At 71.4% G+C, this 17313-nt stretch carries 17 protein-coding genes and 1 riboswitch; of the genes, 10 read left to right on the plus strand and 7 right to left on the minus strand.

The genetic code is table 11. From position 1 onward, the window contains the following. Window positions 1-112: 112 nt before the first annotated feature. The 4 genes from IOD14_RS05060 (at window position 113) to IOD14_RS05075 (ending at window position 4573) form a co-directional block, all read left to right on the plus strand. The gene (locus tag IOD14_RS05060; RefSeq protein ID WP_212669746.1) at window positions 113-505 is read left to right on the plus strand and encodes a hypothetical protein; all 393 of its coding nucleotides are present in this window, start codon (window positions 113-115) and stop codon (window positions 503-505) included. A gap of 12 nt (window positions 506-517) precedes the next feature. Further along, window positions 518-1702 (plus strand): glutathionylspermidine synthase family protein, encoded by a 1185-nt coding sequence (locus IOD14_RS05065; RefSeq protein ID WP_123991217.1) that lies wholly within the window; start codon window positions 518-520, stop codon window positions 1700-1702. Between the two features lie 326 nt (window positions 1703-2028). Next, a complete protein-coding gene (locus tag IOD14_RS05070) occupies window positions 2029-2880 on the plus strand; it encodes an LLM class flavin-dependent oxidoreductase (protein ID WP_123991218.1) in 852 nt (283 codons plus the stop codon). Between the two features lie 110 nt (window positions 2881-2990). Next, a riboswitch (ZMP/ZTP riboswitch) is annotated at window positions 2991-3080 on the plus strand. Between the two features lie 41 nt (window positions 3081-3121). Then, window positions 3122-4573: a glycine hydroxymethyltransferase gene (locus IOD14_RS05075; RefSeq protein ID WP_123991219.1), complete on the plus strand. Its 1452-nt coding sequence runs from the start codon at window positions 3122-3124 to the stop codon at window positions 4571-4573. Between the two features lie 38 nt (window positions 4574-4611). Here IOD14_RS05075 and IOD14_RS05080 read toward each other — a convergent pair whose 3' ends face one another. The 4 genes from IOD14_RS05080 to IOD14_RS05095 all read right to left on the minus strand — a co-directional run bounded on the left by IOD14_RS05080 (window position 4612) and on the right by IOD14_RS05095 (window position 7670). Next, window positions 4612-5172, minus strand: coding sequence for a hypothetical protein (locus tag IOD14_RS05080; RefSeq protein ID WP_249126246.1), 561 nt, complete (start codon window positions 5170-5172; stop codon window positions 4612-4614). 215 nt (window positions 5173-5387) lie between these two features. Then, window positions 5388-6104: a hypothetical protein gene (locus tag IOD14_RS05085; protein WP_249125834.1), complete on the minus strand. Its 717-nt coding sequence runs from the start codon at window positions 6102-6104 to the stop codon at window positions 5388-5390. Between the two features lie 98 nt (window positions 6105-6202). Then, window positions 6203-7123 carry a hypothetical protein gene (locus IOD14_RS05090; RefSeq protein WP_212669747.1) on the minus strand — a complete coding sequence of 307 codons (921 nt, stop codon included), beginning with the start codon at window positions 7121-7123 and terminating at the stop codon, window positions 6203-6205. Beyond that, window positions 7110-7670 carry a sigma-70 family RNA polymerase sigma factor gene (locus tag IOD14_RS05095; RefSeq protein WP_249125835.1) on the minus strand — a complete coding sequence of 187 codons (561 nt, stop codon included), beginning with the start codon at window positions 7668-7670 and terminating at the stop codon, window positions 7110-7112. Before IOD14_RS05095 ends, IOD14_RS05090 begins: the two co-directional genes overlap by 14 nt. A 142-nt stretch (window positions 7671-7812) precedes the next feature. On the opposite strand from IOD14_RS05095, the gene trpS reads away from it, so the two are divergent. Together trpS and IOD14_RS05105 are read left to right on the plus strand one after the other, a co-directional pair. Further along, a complete protein-coding gene (gene trpS / locus IOD14_RS05100; RefSeq protein WP_123991222.1) occupies window positions 7813-8826 on the plus strand; it encodes a tryptophan--tRNA ligase in 1014 nt (337 codons plus the stop codon). A gap of 190 nt (window positions 8827-9016) precedes the next feature. Continuing rightward, a complete protein-coding gene (locus tag IOD14_RS05105; RefSeq protein WP_123991223.1) occupies window positions 9017-9601 on the plus strand; it encodes a 2'-5' RNA ligase family protein in 585 nt (194 codons plus the stop codon). Window positions 9602-9649: 48 nt separating this feature from the next. Here IOD14_RS05105 and IOD14_RS05110 read toward each other — a convergent pair whose 3' ends face one another. After that, a complete protein-coding gene (locus IOD14_RS05110) occupies window positions 9650-10405 on the minus strand; it encodes a decaprenylphospho-beta-D-erythro-pentofuranosid-2-ulose 2-reductase (protein ID WP_212669748.1) in 756 nt (251 codons plus the stop codon). Between the two features lie 111 nt (window positions 10406-10516). Beyond that, complete coding sequence (locus IOD14_RS05115; RefSeq protein ID WP_212669749.1) at window positions 10517-12013, minus strand: FAD-binding oxidoreductase; 1497 nt, start codon at window positions 12011-12013, stop codon at window positions 10517-10519. A 142-nt stretch (window positions 12014-12155) separates the two neighbouring features. Between IOD14_RS05115 and IOD14_RS05120 the strand changes: the two genes are divergently transcribed. Together IOD14_RS05120 and IOD14_RS05125 are read left to right on the plus strand one after the other, a co-directional pair. Next, the gene (locus IOD14_RS05120) at window positions 12156-13151 is read left to right on the plus strand and encodes a decaprenyl-phosphate phosphoribosyltransferase (RefSeq protein WP_123991226.1); all 996 of its coding nucleotides are present in this window, start codon (window positions 12156-12158) and stop codon (window positions 13149-13151) included. Between the two features lie 175 nt (window positions 13152-13326). Continuing rightward, window positions 13327-14232 (plus strand): YihY/virulence factor BrkB family protein, encoded by a 906-nt coding sequence (locus tag IOD14_RS05125; RefSeq protein WP_174269212.1) that lies wholly within the window; start codon window positions 13327-13329, stop codon window positions 14230-14232. On the opposite strand, the gene IOD14_RS05130 is transcribed toward IOD14_RS05125, so the two are convergent. Beyond that, window positions 14183-15472, minus strand: coding sequence for a D-alanyl-D-alanine carboxypeptidase (locus tag IOD14_RS05130; RefSeq protein WP_249125836.1), 1290 nt, complete (start codon window positions 15470-15472; stop codon window positions 14183-14185). The two genes, IOD14_RS05125 and IOD14_RS05130, sit on opposite strands and share 50 nt — an antisense overlap. Window positions 15473-15563: 91 nt before the next feature. Here IOD14_RS05130 and IOD14_RS44175 point away from each other — a divergent pair, with 91 nt between their 5' ends. Both IOD14_RS44175 and IOD14_RS05135 read left to right on the plus strand, forming a co-directional pair. Beyond that, complete coding sequence (locus IOD14_RS44175) at window positions 15564-15824, plus strand: hypothetical protein (protein WP_057607776.1); 261 nt, start codon at window positions 15564-15566, stop codon at window positions 15822-15824. Window positions 15825-15830: 6 nt separating this feature from the next. Then, the gene (locus IOD14_RS05135; RefSeq protein WP_212669751.1) at window positions 15831-17159 is read left to right on the plus strand and encodes a metallophosphoesterase; all 1329 of its coding nucleotides are present in this window, start codon (window positions 15831-15833) and stop codon (window positions 17157-17159) included. The last annotated feature ends 154 nt before the right edge of the window (window positions 17160-17313 follow it).

A 17313-nucleotide genomic window follows, 5' to 3' on the forward strand; every position in this document is an offset into this window, starting at 1 on the left:
GGGGAGGTGGTGGGAGGCGGGCCGCCTCCGGACGAGCTCTTACTGATCTCTAAGCTGTCCGCCGGACACACGCACACCAGGCCCACGGCCTGACCAAGGGGGAGACACGGACATGGCGGACACACGCCGGCAACTTCGCTCGGGCACGGTCGCACTCGGTGGCGTGGGACTGCTCGCCATGGCCCTGACCGCGTGCTCCTCCGACCCCGACAAGCGCTGCGTCGACCGCGACAGCTACACCCTCGGCAAGGGCTACCAGGTCGTCGGCGACAAGAACTGCAAGTCCAGCACCTCGGTCAACGGCTCCTACTACTACGGCGGCAAGAAGAAGGGCGGCTGGATCTCGGGCGGCTCCTTCACCAAGAAGTCCGGCAAGGGATCCGGCAGTTCGTCGAGCAGCTCCGGCGGCAGCGGAAGCGGTGTCGACCGCGGCGGCTTCGGCAGCGGAGGCAGTGGCGACGGCGGAGGCGACGGCGGTACCGGCAAGGGAAGCTCCGGCGGCTGACGGCCGAACACCATGCGCCGACACACCATCACCCCCCGCCCCGGCTGGCAGCAGACCGTCGAAGCCCAGGGACTCGTCTACCCGCTCACCCGCCACCCCGACGACTCCCTGCACCCCTACTGGGACGAGAGCGCCTACTACTCCTTCACCCTCCCCGAGGTGGAGGCGCTGGAGGAGGTCGTCGAGAACCTGCACCGCATGTGCCTGGCGGCCGCCGACCACATCGTCACCACGAACCGCTTCGCCGACCTCGGCATCACCGACCCGCGCGTGGCCGAGGCGGTTGCCGAGTCCTGGCACCGGCGCGCCGAACTCCCCTCCGTCTACGGCCGCTTCGACCTCCGCCACGACGGCGACGGCCCGGCCAAGCTGCTGGAGTACAACGCCGACACGCCCACGTCCCTCGTCGAGGCCGCCTCGCCCCAGTGGTTCTGGATGGAGGAGCGCTTCCCCGGCGCCGACCAGTGGAACTCTCTCCACGAACGGCTCGTCGCCGCCTGGAAGAAACAGGCCGCCCTTCTCCCGCCCGGCAGCCCCCTCTACTTCGCCCACTCGTCCGCCGACGAACTCGGCGAGGACCTCATGACGGTCGCCTACCTCAAGGAGACCGCCGAACAGGCCGGCCTGGACACCGACTGGATCTCCATGGAGGAGATCGGCTGGGACTCCCTCTCCGGCCGCTTCGTCGACAACCAGCTCCGCTTCATCCGCAGCTGCTTCAAGCTCTACCCCTGGGAGTGGCTCACCACCGACCGCTTCGCCACCCACGTCCTCGACACCCTCGACAACGGCGGCGGCACCGGCAGCACGCTGTGGATCGAACCCGCCTGGAAGATGCTCCTCAGCAACAAGGCACTCCTCGCGATCCTCTGGGAGCTGTACCCGGACCACCCGAACCTCCTCCCCACCTATCTCGACGGCCCCCGGCACCTGGCGACGACGACCGGGTACGTCGCCAAGCCGCTGCTCGGCCGCGAAGGAGCCGGGGTGACGGTCCACGAACCCGGCACCGATGCCACGGTCCGCGAAGAGGCCTGCTGCTACCAGGAACTGGCCCCCCTGCCCGACTTCGACGGCAACCACGTCGTCCTCGGTGCCTGGGTCGTGGAGGACGAGTCGGCGGGCCTCGGCATCCGGGAGTCTTCCGGCCTGATCACCGACGAGTACGCGCGGTTCCTGCCGCATGTGATCCTCTGAGGGGGCCGAGGCGGGGCGGTCGACATGGGCTGGGCTGCGTCAATGCGGGCTGCGTTGACGCAGGTGGGCCGGTGGCCTGCTCGGGGCGGGGCGGCCGGGGTGTCCTACGAGCTGTTGCCGACCACATGCAGGCGTAGGCGCCCGTCGAAAACACGTTGTCGCGTCCCGCTCGACCGCGTTACGGTCGCCGCACTCTGACGCACTCGCTCTCTTGAACCAACGCCGCAGAACGGGAGCAGGTCCGCGCACAGCGCGCGGCACCACGGAGGGGCGGCACAGGATCCGGCCGACCGGCGGATCCCGCACGCCCTCCGGAGGACTCTCCCATGAACATCGGCCTCGGCCTCCCCATCGACGACCCCGCCCAGCTGCTCACCTGGGCCCGGCGCGCCGACGCGGGCCTCTTCAGCACCCTCGGCCTGCTCGACCGCCTCGTCTACGACAACCCCGAGCCCCTCGTCACCCTCGCGACCCTCGCCGGCGCCACCTCCCGCATCCGCGTCCAGACCGAGGTGCTGATCGCGCCCCTGCACAACACCGCCCTGCTCGCCAAGCAGGCCGCGACTCTCGACCGCCTTTCCGGCGGCCGCTTCACCCTCGGCATCGGTGTCGGAGGCCGTGAGGACGACTGCCTGGCCGCCGGCATCGACCTCCACCGCCGAGGCCGCCGCCTCGACGAACAGCTGACTCTGCTGCGCCGCACCTGGTCCGGCGAACCGTACGGCGAGGGCGTCGGCCCCATTGGCCCCGCCCCCGCCACCCCCGGCGGCCCCGAGGTGCTGTTCGGCGGCTTCGCTCCCGCCGCCCTCGAACGCGTCGGCCGCTTCGGCGACGGCTTCCTCGGCGCCGCCCTGCCGCCCTCCTTCATGTCCAAGCTGTTCCGCGACGCCGAAGCCGCCTGGCAGAAACACGACCGCCCCGGCCGCCCGCGCCTGGTCGCCCAGGCGAACGTCGCTCTCGGCCCGGACAGCACCCTGGAAGGGGCCCGCCGCAATCTTCGCGACTACTACGCCTTCAGCGGCCACGTCGCCTCCATGGAGGCCGGCCTGCTCACCGCACCGCGGCAGATCCGCGAGGCCGCCGACGCCTACTTCGGCATCGGCGCCGACGAGGTGATGCTCTACTGCTGGGCCTCGGACACCGACCAGATCGACCGCCTGGCCGACACACTGTTCTGACCCTCACCGCCGCCACGGCTTCGAGGTCCGGGCCCGGTGGACCGGCCTCGAAGCCGTCGCTCGCATGGTGGACGCCACGCCGAGGCGCCTCGACGTGCCCGGTAGGCTGGCCGACAGGCCGTGACTGGCGCGCTGGGATGGGACGGACCATCGGGGAGCGGCCTGTGAGTGACCAAGTGCCGTGCGCCTGGGCCGAACCGTGATCCGTGACCGCTTCAAGCCACGCAGCCCGGAGGCCGCCATGTCAGAGCAGCAGCCCCTGTCCACCGAGTCCACGGCCTTCCGCGCCGCCCTCGACGTGATCCGCGCCGTCGAGCCGCGCGTCGCCGACGCCATCGGCCAGGAGGTCCACGACCAGCGCGAGATGCTCAAGCTGATCGCCTCCGAGAACTACGCCTCCCCGGCCACCCTCCTCGCGATGGGCAACTGGTTCAGCGACAAGTACGCCGAGGGCACCGTCGGCCGCCGCTTCTACGCCGGCTGTCGCAACGTCGACACCGTCGAGTCCCTGGCCGCCGAGCACGCCAAGGAGCTCTTCGGCGCCCGGCACGCCTACGTCCAGCCGCACTCCGGCATCGACGCCAACCTCGTCGCCTTCTGGTCCGTCCTCGCCCAGCGCGTGGAGGTCCCCGCCCTCGAGAAGGCCGGCGTCCGCCAGGTCAACGACCTCTCCGACGCCGACTGGGCCGAGCTCCGCCAGGCCTTCGGCAACCAGCGCATGCTCGGCATGTCCCTGGACGCCGGTGGCCACCTCACCCACGGCTTCCGTCCCAACATCTCCGGCAAGATGTTCGACCAGCGCTCCTACGGCACCGACCCCGCCACCGGCCTCGTCGACTACGACGCCCTGCGCGCCTCGGCCCGCGAGTTCAAGCCGATGATCATCGTCGCCGGCTACTCGGCCTACCCCCGTCTGGTGAACTTCCGGATCATGCGCGAGATCGCCGACGAGGTCGGTGCCACGCTCATGGTCGACATGGCCCACTTCGCCGGACTCGTCGCCGGCAAGGTCCTCACCGGTGACTTCGACCCGGTCCCGCACGCCCAGATCGTCACCACCACCACCCACAAGTCCCTGCGCGGCCCGCGCGGCGGCATGGTGCTGTGCGACGACTCCCTCAAGGACCAGGTCGACCGCGGCTGCCCGATGGTCCTCGGCGGCCCGCTCCCGCACGTCATGGCCGCCAAGGCCGTCGCCCTCGCCGAGGCCCGGCAGCCCTCCTTCCAGGACTACGCCCAGCGGATCGTCGACAACTCCCGCGCCCTGGCCGAGGGCCTGATGCGCCGCGGCGCCACCCTGGTCACCGGCGGCACCGACAACCACCTCAACCTGATCGACGTGACCTCCTCCTACGGCCTCACCGGCCGCCAGGCCGAGGCCGCACTGCTCGAGTCGGGCATCGTCACCAACCGCAACGCCATCCCGGCCGACCCGAACGGCGCCTGGTACACCTCCGGCATCCGCATCGGCACCCCCGCCCTGACCACCCGTGGTCTCGGCACCGCCGAGATGGACGAGGTCGCCGGTCTCATCGACCGGGTCCTGACCACCACGGAGCCCGGCACCACCAGCAAGGGCGCGCCCTCCAAGGCCCAGCACATCCTGGACCCGAAGGTCGCGGAAGAGATCTCCCACCGGGCCACCGACCTCGTGGCCGGCTTCCCGCTGTATCCGGAGGTCGACCTCGGCTGACCCACGTCCTCTCTTGAGTTGTCAAAGACCGGCGACTCCTAGAGATCGATGAGTTCCTGTCGTGGTTCATCGCGCGGCGGTCCGGCCCCTGGCCCGACCGCCGCGCGGCGTATCAGCCGCGTGCCGCCGACTCCCACGGCGAAACCCACCAGCAGCCCCGGCACCGCCCACCACGCGCCACGCACCGGGCCCCCGCCTCCCTCGTCCTGCCCCTTCCCGGCATCTCCCGCAAGGCCCGCCCGGTCCAGCTGATCGAAGACCGCCCGCGGTGCCCGATGCCAGCGAATGTCGTCGTCCTCCCGCTCCGGCGCCGGATCCGAGCGCACCCATGGTGTGCCGTCCTCCGCCAGGAACAGCTGGTCCTGGCGAGCCAGCGCCACATCACCACCCGGCGGCGCATTCGTCTGAGGCCAGCCGCCGACCCCCGTCAGCCCCCACAGCACGGTGAACCGCACCGGCGGATACCGGCCCTGCTCCCAGGCGTCCGACACCCGCTCCGTGTCCGGGTACATCGGCTGCAGCAGCTGCCACAGGCGCATGAAATACGCCTCGTCGGAACGCACGGCCTTCGTCAGGCCCGAGCCGCCGGCGACGACCATCGCCAGGTCGAGCCTGTCCACGTCCGCCCTCCGCGTCAGCGGTGTCGCCGCGTCGGCCGCGGGCGCCGCGAGCACGCTCACCAGCACCGCCAACGGTGCGAGCGCCGCCAACGCCCTGCGCGGCCCGGGCCGCGGTCCTGCGAGTCTGCTCCGCACTGTCGTCCCCCTCGATCGGCTCGGCCTCGCTGTCTTCAGCTCGCGGGCCCCTCCTTTCGTCACACATCACGCAGTTCCTGGCGCGGCCCCGGCTCCCCGCGCAGGCGGTCCCACGGCCTGCGCAGCGCGAACGGCCGCAGTACCAGCGTCAGCACCACCCCGGCCGCCAGACCGGGAAGCGCCCACCACCAGTCGGTGCCGTCGTCCGCCGCGGACGACGCCACCGCGGACGCCTCCGCCTCCACCGCCCCCGCGTCGCTCCCCGGCTCCTGCGCGGGCCTCGGGAAGATGGCGTGGCCCTTGCCGGAGACCTTGCCCATCACTCCCAAGTCCTTGAGCAAGGCGCGCAGTTGGGCGGGATTCTTCGTGCGGTGCCAACGGCCGTTCACCTCCGGCAGGTTTTCCGCGCTGTGTATCCACACCTCGTCCCCGTCGGCCAGCGGGAAGACCTGGTCCAGGCGCCACGGTGAAACGTCGTGCGCCATCCAAGTGACATTGATCTGCCGGGCGGCCAGGAGATTCGCCTCCGGTGGTTTGGTGCGGATCCCCGCACCCCGAGGGCCGAGCAGCCGCTCCAACTCGCCGTACTCCTCGTCGGAGCAGTACAGCGACGCCGTCTCACCGCTCTCCGGCGAGACCACGAGCACGCTCGTCGGTCCGCCCGCCGACGCGGCAGGCGCACCCCACAGAGCCAGAGCCAGCGCCGCCGCCAACGCGCCCAGTCCCGCCGCCAGTTCACGGCAGCGGCCCTTCCAACCGCGCGCACTCCTCTTCATGCCGACCCCCATCAGACGATCCCCGTGCGGCTCGTCCGCGAGCCGCGTGTCACTTCTGGTACACCGCCCGGCCCGGTGAGGTTCCCACCCCGCTCGCACTAATCCGGGGACTTCTCGGCGCCTCCGCTGCCCGGCTCGCCCAGTGAGTTCGCGATCTCCAGGGCCCGCGACTTCGACGCGATCCCCTCCAGCCGCAGCGTCACGTCCGGCATGTCCACGGCGCCCGCCCCGTGCATCCACAGCAGCGTCGGTCCGGCTGTCCGCTGCTCGCGGGTGTAGTGGGAGCCGGTCGAGTCCACCAGCCAGAAGCTCAGCAGGTGGGGTCGCGGAAACCACAGAGCCGTGTCGTCGGCCGCCCCGAGGTCCGAGGAGTCCCCGTCCAGCGACAGCCACTCCGGCTGCTCCCGCACACTCTTGGCGAAGCCGATGTCCAGACGGGCCCGATACTCGTCCAGCCGGACGGTGTGCCCCCGCTCCCGCCAGCACAGGCTCACCAGGGACCGCCCCCGCGGCTCGGCCGTCACCGTCACCACGTCCGGAACGCCGAGCGCCGCCGGCACCAGCGGCTCGAACCCCGCCCGCCGGGCGGCCTGCGCGAGCGACACCGAGCGCCCGCAGCCGGGCACCTCGGCTCCCGGCGAGGGCACCGCCGACGGGTCGTACCGCACCTCGACCCCGCCGAAGTCGAACCAGTCCAGGACCGCCGCCCGCACCGGGGGTGTGAGCGCGAGGACCGCCAGCAGCCCGCACAGGGTCGCGGTCAGCGAACGCCAGCGCATCCGCGTCCAGCGCCGCACCGCCCGCAGCCGCTCACCGGGACCGGGCGCCTGGGCCACCGGGACCGGCAGCCGCTCGGCGAGTATCTGCTCCAGCACCCGCTCCACCATCGACTCGGACCCGCCCGCACCCGGTGCGTCCAGCGAACGCCCGAGCGCCCGCAGCTCCTCCGGCAACCGGGACGCACGCTCACGGCCGCCTTCGCCGGCGCCCTCACCGCCGTAGGACTCATCCACGCTCATCACCCCCTTCCCGAGGCTCGACATCGGGCAGCAGCTTGCCGAGCCTGCGCAGTGCGCGGTTCAGCCGGGATTTCACCGTCCCCCGGGGCCAGCCGAGGGCCTGGGCCGTCTCGGACTCGTCCATCTCCAGCAGATAGCGGTAGGTGACGACCAGACGGTGCTCCTCGCTCAGCTTCTCCAGGGCGGACGCCAGGGCGGCACGGCGCTCTATCTCCACGGCGGCGACCGCCGGGTCCGCCGATTCCGGTATCAGCGGCTCGGCCTCCGCGAAGGCCGCCTCACGGCCCGCGAGCGTGCGCTGGCGTGCCGCCGTCCGCACTGTGTTCCTCGTCTCATTGGCCACGATCGACATGAACCACGGCTTGAACGCCGAGCCGTCCTTGAAGCGGCCCAGCGAGCAGTACGCCTTGACGAAGGCCTGCTGCACCACGTCCTCCGCGTCCGCACCCGCCCCGAGCGCGGTGGCCGCCCGCATCGCGAGGCCCGAATGGGCCCGCACCAGCTCCGCGTACGCCTCCGGGTCTCCGGCGCGTACGCGTGCGATCACCGCGGCCTCATCGACGATGCGGCCCCCCTCCCGCGTCCTCACACGATTGGTACACCGCCCGGACCGAATCGGTTCCCACCCGTGGCACATCTGTTTCCGACTGGTTCCGGATCGGTCCCCGACACCTGAGAGAATGATGAGCATGGCCTCTGATCGACCCCGCGTGCTCTCCGGAATCCAGCCCACCGCAGGCTCGTTCCACCTCGGCAACTACCTCGGCGCCGTCCGCCAGTGGGTTGCCCTGCAGGAGTCCCACGACGCGTTCTACATGGTCGTCGACCTGCACGCGATCACGGTTCCGCAGGACCCGAAGGAGCTCACGGCCAACACCCGCCTGGCGGCCGCCCAGCTCCTGGCCGCGGGCCTCGACCCGGAGCGCTGCACGCTCTTCGTCCAGAGCCACGTCCCCGAGCACGCCCAGCTCGCCTGGGTCATGAACTGCCTCACCGGCTTCGGCGAGGCCTCCCGCATGACCCAGTTCAAGGACAAGTCCGCCCGGCAGGGCGCCGACAGCGCGAGCGTCGGCCTGTTCACGTACCCGATCCTCCAGGTCGCGGACATCCTGCTCTACCAGGCCAACGAGGTCCCGGTGGGCGAGGACCAGCGTCAGCACGTCGAGCTGACCCGCGACCTCGCCACGCGCTTCAACAGCCGCTTCGGCGAGACCTTCACGATCCCGAAGCCGTACATCCTCAAGGAGACGGCGAAGATCTACGACCTCCAGGACCCGTCGATCAAGATGAGCAAGTCGGCGTCCACGCCGAAGGGCCTCATCAACCTCCTCGACGAGCCCAAGGCCACCGCCAAGAAGGTCAAGAGCGCGGTCACGGACACCGACACCGTCATCCGCTACGACGCCGAGAACAAGCCGGGCGTCAGCAACCTGCTCACCATCTACTCGACCCTGACCGGCACGAGCGTGGCCGATCTGGAGCAGCAGTACGAGGGCAAGCTCTACGGCGCGCTCAAGACGGACCTCGCCGAGGTCGTTGTCGACTTCGTGACGCCGTTCCGGGAGCGCACCCAGCAGTACCTGGACGACCCGGAGACGCTGGACTCGATCCTGGCCAAGGGCGCGGAGAAGGCCCGCGCGGTCGCCGCGGAGACCCTCTCCCAGACGTACGAGAAGGTGGGCTTCCTGCCCGCCAAGCACTGATCGCCGCCGAAAGCGCCCGTCGGCACCGGTCGGCGGGCACCGGGCGCACCACCGCACACCAGCACCACCGGGCAGAGCGCTGCACATCACTACGCCTGCGCCTGCCCACAGCACAGCCGTGGCCGTACAGTCGATAGGCGGACGGCTGGGAACGAATCCGACAGGACGACAGGAACGAACAGGAGACGACGTGGGGACCGTAACGATCGGTGTGTCGATCGCGGTCCCGGAGCCTCACGGCAGCCTGCTCCAGGAGCGGCGCGCGGGCTTCGGCGACGCCGCGGCTCACGGCATCCCCACCCATGTCACCCTGCTGCCGCCCACAGAGGTCGCGGACACCGCGCTGGCCGCCATCGAGGCGCACCTCACCGAGGTCGCCGCCGCGGGCCGGCCGTTCCCGATGAAGCTGTCCGGCACCGGCACCTTCCGGCCGCTGTCACCTGTCGTGTTCGTCCAGGTCGTCCAGGGCGCAGAGGCCTGCACCTGGCTCCAGAAGCAGGTCCGTGACGCCTCGGGGCCGGTCGCGAGGGAACTCCAGTTCCCGTACCACCCGCACGTCACGGTCGCCCACGGCATCGACGAGGCGGCCATGGACCGTGCCTTCCAGGAGCTCGCCGACTTCGAGGCGGAGTGGCCGTGCACCGGCTTCGCGCTCTACGAGCAGGGCGCCGACGGGGTCTGGCGCAAGCTGCGCGAGTTCCTCTTCGGAGGGGCGGTCGTGCCGCCCCAGGCCGGCCATGTGGAGCGCGGCTCCCTGCCCACGAGCCAGCTGTAACTCCTGGTACAGCCGCTGTCACCGCAGCTCCACGAGCCATACCTGTGGTTACAGCGGCAGCCGCCGGATCACCGCCCGCGGCGCATGACGCAACGCCGCCATCACCACCCGCAGCGCCCCCGGCACCCACACCGTCTCGGAGCGGCGCCGCAGCCCCAGCTCGATCGCCGTCGCGACGGCCTCCGGGGTGGTCGCGAGGGGCGCTTCCTCCAGACCGGCCGTCATCCTGGAGCGCACGAACCCGGGACGGACGACCATGACGTGCACGCCCGTGCCGTGCAGCGCGTCGCCCAGCCCCTGCGCGAAGACGTCGAGGCCGGCCTTGCTGGAGCCGTAGATGAAGTTGGCGCGGCGGGCGCGCTCACCGGCGACGGAGGAGAGCACGACGAGCGAGCCGTGACCTTGGGCCTGCAACGCGCGCGCGGACACCAGGCCGGCCGAGACCGCGCCCGTGTAGTTGGTCTGCGCGACCCGCACCGCGGCGACCGGCTCCCGCTCGTCGTGGGCCTGGTCGCCGAGGATGCCGAAGGCGAGCAGCACCATGTCGATGTCGCCCTCGGCGAACACCTTGCCGAGCACCTCCTCGTGGGACTCGGGGGCCAGCGCGTCGAAGGCGACGGTGTGGACCTGGGCCCCCAGGGTGCGCAGGTCCGCGGCGGCCGACTCCAGGGCGGGGGAGGGGCGCCCCGCCAGCCACACCGTGCGGGTGCGGCGGACGACCAGGCGGCGGACGGTGGCCAGCGCGATCTCGGAAGTACCGCCGAGGACGAGCAGGGACTGGGGAATGCCGAAGGCGTCCTTCACGAACAGCTCCTTGGGGCCTGGGATCTTCAGGGGACTCGGGGACTCGGGGACTCGGGGACTCGGGGACTCGAGGGACTCGGAGGATTCGGGCGACTCGGAGGACTCGCGGGCTCAGAGAGCCAGGCGGCGGGACAGGTCGGAGGTGAACACCCCGCGCGGATCCAGCTCCGCGCGCAGCGCGCGGAAGTCGTCGAGGCGCGGGTACATCGCGGCGAGCAGGTCCGGCCGCAGGCGGGAGTCCTTGGCGAAGTAGACCCGCCCGCCGGCCCCGGCCACCTCCTCGTCCAGTTCGTCGAGGAGGGCGCCGAGGCCCGGCAGACCGGTCGGGACGTCCAGGGCCAGGGTCCAGCCGGGCATCGGGAAGGAGAGCCACCCGGGGTCGGCGTCCCCGAACCGCTTGAGGACGGCGAGGAAGGACGGGCACCGCTGTTCGCCCAGCCGCCGCACGATCCGGTGCAGGGTCTCCTCCTGGCCGTGTCCGACGACGAACTGGTACTGCACGAGGCCGCCGCGGCCGTAGATCCGGTTCCAGTGGGGCACGCCGTCCAGGGGGTGGAAGAAGGCGGAGATCCCCTGCAGGCTGCCGGTACGCGCGCGGGGCGCCTTCCGGTACCAGAGCTCGTTGAACAGCCCCACGGTCGTGCGGTTGACGAGCCCCTCGGGGAGGAAGGGGGGCGGGGCCGGGAAGCGCGGAGTCCGAAGCCCCAACGGGTCCCTACGCGCGCGTGCGCCTCCGTCGAGCAGTCCTGCCGGATCTCTGCGTGCGCGTGCGCCCCGGTCGAGCAGTCCTGCCGGATCTCTGCGTGCGCCCGCGCCCCGGTCGAGCAGCCCTGCCGGGTCCCTGCGCGCGCGAGCGACGCCGAGCAGCCCCCGCGTCTCCAGAGCCTCCGACGGCGCGTGGTCGCCCCGGGTCAGTACCGCGCGTCCCGTCGAGGCCCCACGGGCCAGCAGGTCGATCCAGGCGACCGAATAGCGGTATCCGCGATCGCCGGTGGTCAGACGGTCCATCAGATCGTCGAGGTCCCGCGCGCGTTCGGTGTCGACCGACATCAGCGAGGTCTCGACCGACTGGAGCTGGACCGTCGCGGTGAGGATCATCCCGGTCAGGCCCATGCCGCCGGTGGTCGCGTCGAACAGGGGCGTGCCGCGTCGCACGGTGCGGATCTCGCCGTCGGCGGTGAGGAGTTCGAAGGAGACCACATGGCGGGAGAAGGAGCCGGACCCGTGGTGGTTCTTGCCGTGGATGTCCGCGCCGATCGCGCCCCCGACGGTGACATGGCGGGTGCCGGGCGTCACCGGCACGAACCAGCCGAGCGGCAGCAGCACCTCCATGAGCCGGTGCAGGGAGACGCCCGCGTCGCACAGCACGCTGCCGCCCTCGACGTCGATCGCGTGGATGCGGTTCAGGGCGGTCATGTCGAACACCGCGCCGCCCGCGTTCTGCGCCGCGTCCCCGTAGGCGCGCCCCAGGCCCCTCGGGATGCCCCCGCGGGCCCCGCAGCCCCGGACGGCGGCCACGGCCTCCTCGTAGCTCCGTGGACGGATCGGGTGGGCCGCGGTGGGGGCGGTGCGCCCCCATCCCGTGACGGGAACGGTGTCGGCAGGCATGCCGGTGACCGTATCGTCGCTATGGCGGCAATTCGATCGTAAACATCACTTCCCTCCCCGAAATGGGTGATTAATGGGATGTCGCTCAATATTGCCGGAGTTCCGACCGCCGGGCCGTGAACAGTGGGTCCCCATGGACGGCATGGACCACCGCATTCTCCCGGCGCTCCGGGCTCACGGCGGCGGCACCCGCTCCGCGCTCCTGGAACAACGCACAGCGCCACGCCTCCCCCCGAGGCCCCGGCCGCGCACCCCCGCCGGCCTCCTCCGGGGCCTGCTCAGGACCGCTCGCCCCAAGCAGTGGGTCAAGAACGTCCTGGTCGTCGCCGCCCCCGCCGCAGCGGGCCGGCTCTTCGCCCCGTCCGCGCTCACCCGACTCGCCCTCGTCTTCGTCCTCTTCACCGCCTGCGCCGCCGCCGTCTACCTGATCAACGACGCACGGGACGTCGAGGCCGACCGTGCCCACCCCGTCAAGCGCCACCGCCCGGTCGCGGCCGGACAGGTCCCGGTCCCCGTGGCCTACGCCGCCGGAGGGGCCCTCGCCCTCCTCGCGCCGCTCGCGGCGGCCCGACTGACCTCGCCCGGCGTGGCGGTCCTCCTCGCGGCGTACCTCGCCGTGCAACTGGCCTACTGCGTCAGCCTCAAGCACGTTCTCGTCGTCGACCTCGCCGTCGTCACGACCGGCTTCCTGATGCGGGCGGCGGCGGGCGGCCTGGCGCTCGGCATCCCGCTCTCGCGCTGGTTCCTGATCACGACCGGGTTCGGCGCGCTGTTCATGGTGGCGGCCAAGCGCTACTCGGAAGCGGTCCAGATGGCCGGGAAAGCGGGCTCCACGCGCGCGTTGCTCACCGAGTACACCACCGGCTATCTGCGCTTCGTCTGGCAGCTCGCGGCCGGGGTCGCCGTGCTCGGCTACTGCCTGTGGGCCCTGGAGGACCACAACGCCCCGCACACCGGTCTGCTGCCCTGGCGTCAGCTGTCCGTGGTGGCCTTCGTCCTCGCGATCCTCAGATACGCCGTCTTCGCCGACCGCGGCACGGCGGGCGAACCCGAGGACGTCGTCCTGCGCGACCGCGCCCTCGCCCTCATCGCCCTGACCTGGCTGGCGATGTACGGCCTGGCAGTGGCCAGGTGGTAGCCACCCTCGGCCCGCTCACCCCGAGTCGCTCACCGGCCTGTCCGCTCGTCCACCCGGCCTCTCGCCCACTCCCGCGCTCGGCCTCTCGCCCGCTCGGCCTCTCCCCACGAGCCGCCCTTCCGCGTTTTCTGGGTACTCACACATCGGTCTTCCACAGGGAGGGCAAGATCCGATCATGGACTGGCTGAAGAAACTCCCCGTCGTCGGGCCGCTCTGGGTGCGCCTGACGGCCACGCACGCGTGGCGGTCGTACGAACGGCTGGACCGGGTGAAGTGGACCAGGCTGGCAGCGGCGATGACGTTCACCAGCTTCGTCGCGCTGTTCCCGCTGCTCACCGTGGCCGCCGCGATCGCCGCGGCCACGCTCAGCACGGAGCAGCAGGACGACCTCCAGAACAAGATCGCCGACCAGGTGCCCGGCATCTCCGACCAGCTGAACGTCGACGACCTGGTGCAGAACGCCGGCACCGTCGGCCTCATCGCCGCGGCCGCCCTGCTGTTCACCGGCATCGGCTGGGCCGGCTCGACGCGCGAGTGCCTGCGCGCGGTGTGGGAGCTGCCCGACGAGGACGAGAACCCGGTGCTGCGCAAGGGCAAGGACCTGGGCATCCTGGTCGGGCTCGGCGGCGCGGTCCTGGTCACGCTCGCCATCTCCACCGTGGCCTCCGCCCTGGTCGACTGGATCGGCGGCGGACTCGGCCTCCAGGAGGGCGGCGCGGGCCGGCTCCTGCTGCGGATCGCCGCTTTCGGCGTTGCCGTACTCGCCGACTTCCTGCTCCTGCTGTACGTCCTGACGCTGCTGCCCGGGGTCGAGCCGCGGCGCCGCCGGCTCTTCGTGGCCGCGCTGACCGGCGCGGTCGGCTTCGAACTGCTGAAGCTGCTGCTGAGCGGCTATATGCAGGGCGTGGCGACGAAGAGCATGTACGGCGCGTTCGGCGTCCCCGTCGCCCTGCTGCTGTGGATCAACTTCACGGCGAAACTGGTGCTGTTCTGCGCCGCGTGGACGGCGACGGGGAGCAAGGAGCAGGAGCTCACGGACGAGGCGAGCGACGACGTACCGGCAACGGCCAGCGGCGGTTGACGAGGAACGCGGCGCCCGCGAGCAGCACGAGCAGGCCGCCGGCGATCGCGAGGGCGGTCTCCATGCCGCGGGAGCCGCCGTCGGCCGTGGCGGACGCGACGGGCTTCGCCGAAGCCCCTGAGTCCGCCGACTTCCCGGAGCCTCCGGAACCGCCCCCGGCCTCACCGGAGTTCCCCGGCTGCGCGGCGCCCCTCGGCGGCACCAGCTCACCCACCGGCGCCACCTTGCCGGCCGCCTTGAAACCCCAGTCGAAGAGCTTCGCGGTCTCCTTGTAGACCTCGTTGTGCCCTTCCTTGGACGGGTTCATGACGGTGACGAGGAGCACCCTGCCATTGCGTTCGGCGACCCCGGTGAAGGTGGCGCCGGCGTTGGTGGTGTTGCCGTTCTTCACACCCGCGATGCCCGGGTACTGCGAGATGTCGAAGTCGCCGCTCAGCAGCCGGTTGGTGTTCTGGATCTCGAAGGGCTTGCGGACGATCTTGCCCTTCTTGTTCTTCTTCGTCTCGCCAGGGAACTTGGCGGTGACCGTCGAGCAGTACTCGCGGAAGTCCTTCTTCTGCAGCCCGGAGCGGGCGAACAGGGTCAGGTCGTACGCGGAGGAGACCTGGCCGGGGGCGTCGTAGCCGTCGGGGCTGACCACGTGCGTGTCGAGGGCCTGGAGCTCCTCGGCGTGCTCGTTCATCTCCTCGACGGTCTTGGCGACGCCTTTGTTCATCGCCGACAGGACGTGCACCGCGTCGTTGCCGGAGCGAAGGAAGACTCCGAGCCAGAGGTCGTGGACGGTGTACGTCTCGCCCTCCTTTATCCCGACCAGGCTGGAGCCGGCGCCCATGCCCGCGAGGTCGGAGGGGACGACCTTGTGCTTCTCTGTCTTGGCGAACTTCGGCAGCACGGTGTCCGCGAAGAGCATCTTCATGGTGCTCGCCGGGGGCAGCCGCCAGTGCGCGTTGTGCGCGGCCAGCACATCGCCGGACTCGGCGTCGGTGACGATCCACGAGCGCGCCGTGATGTCCTTCGGCAGCACCGGGACCCCGGTCGCCAGATTGACCTGCGTACCCGCCTGGCCCAGCCGCGTGCCGCCCACCGTCGACATCTTCGCCGGGGGAGTCGCGCTCGGGGAGGCGCTCGGTGACGGGCCGGGAGCCGCGAGAGCGACGGGCGCGGTCAGCGCGAGGGACGACAGGGCGGCGGAGGTGACCAGCAGGGATCGCCTGGTGGTCTTCTTCTGGGGTGCGGACACGTTCAGGAACGTACATGCCGCGGAGCGTGAAGTCCCACCACCCTCCCCACCCCGGCCGCCGGACCGGGTGGCGGCCCGCGATACTGGACCCATGAAGCTCAGCCGCCCCGTCTCCTGGTTCCTGCTCGCCTTCGGGGTGTGGAGCTGGATCATCTGGATCACTTTCGTCAAGAACCTCGTCAAGGACGCCAGCGGGCTCGCGTTCGACGACGCGGGCGACCCGACAGGGTATTTCTGGGTGCACCTGCTGCTGGCCGTCGTCTCCTTCGTATTGGGGACGGTCGTCGGGCTCATCGGGTTGCGTGGACTGCGCGCACTGCGCCGGAACTCACAGCCGACCCTCGAGAGTTAGCAGTCCGTGGTCATCGTCTTCGCACTGCTCGCCCTGACCGTCCTGGTGACGGCCAACTGGTACCTGTGGCGTCGCCTGTTCCGCGACACCACCAGCGGCCCCGGCCGGACCCGCCGCGTGGGCGCGGTGCTCATCGGCGGTGGCTGGCTGCTGGCGATCGGTGCCCTGGTCGCGGAGCGCACCGGCGCTCCCTTCTGGCTCCAGCGCGTGCTCGCCTGGCCCGGCTTCCTGTGGCTGGCGCTGTCGATCTACCTGCTGCTCGCGGTCGTGGCGGGAGAGGTCGTACGGCCCCTGCTGCGCCGTTTCCTCGAACGCCGGGACGGGCGCGGGCAGCAGGCCGCGGCCGCCGTACCGCAGCCGGAGCGGGTGCCGGCGGGAGCGCCCGCCGAGCAGCACGAGGCCGTGAGTGCGCCCCGCAAGCCGGGCGGCCCGACGTCCGAGGAGCCGGGCAGAGGTGGACCGGTCTCCGAGGAACCGGGCGAGCCCGGCCCGGCCGCTCTCCTCGCCGCCCCCTCCCGCCGCCTGTTCGTCTCCCGGGTCGTCGCCGGAGCCGCCGCCGCGGCCGCCGTGGGAACCGTCGGTTACGGCACCTACGGCGTCCTGCGCGGACCCGGGGTCAAGCGGGTCACCGTGCCGCTGGCGAAGCTCCCGCGCGCGGCGCACGGCTACCGGATCGCGGTGGTCAGCGACATCCATCTGAGCCCGGTGCTCGGCCGCGGGTTCGCCCAGAAGGTCGTCGACACCATCAACTCCACCCAGCCGGACCTGATCGCGGTCGTCGGCGACCTGGTCGACGGCAGCGTGAAGGACCTCGGCCCGGCGGCCGCCCCCCTCGCGCGGTTGAAGGCCCGGCACGGCAGCTTCTTCGTCACCGGCAACCACGAGTACTTCTCCGGCGCCGAGCAGTGGGTCGACGAGGTACGGCGACTCGGTCTGCGCCCGCTGGAGAACGACCGTACGGAACTGGCGTGGTTCGACCTGGCCGGTGTCAACGACATCGCGGGCGAGAGCGAGGGCCAGGGCCCCGACTTCGCCAAGGCGCTCGGCGACCGGGACACCGCACGCGCGTGCGTGCTCCTCGCCCACCAGCCGGTCCAGATCCACGACGCGGTCGACCACGGCGTCGACCTCCAGCTCTCCGGCCACACCCACGGCGGCCAGCTCTGGCCGGGCAACTTCCTCGCCGAGGCCGCGAACCCGACGGTCGCGGGGCTGGAGCGCTACGGCGACACCCAGCTCTACGTCAGCCGCGGCGCCGGCGCCTGGGGCCCGCCCACGCGCGTGGGCGCCCCGTCGGACATCACGGTGATCGAACTGGCGTCGAGACAGGCCTGACACGACCCCGGAAGGATCTTCGTCCGCAGAGGCTGTGAGCGCCCTGTGAAATATGGCCGAAACCCCTTGCGGTAACGTCTTGCCCAACTCGACAAATCCCTCTTCCCCCAGGTGAAACACCTGTGATTAGGTGATCCGCGCCACTAGGGGGTGG

Source organism: Streptomyces sp. A2-16, assembly GCF_018128905.1.
Classification (GTDB): domain Bacteria; phylum Actinomycetota; class Actinomycetes; order Streptomycetales; family Streptomycetaceae; genus Streptomyces.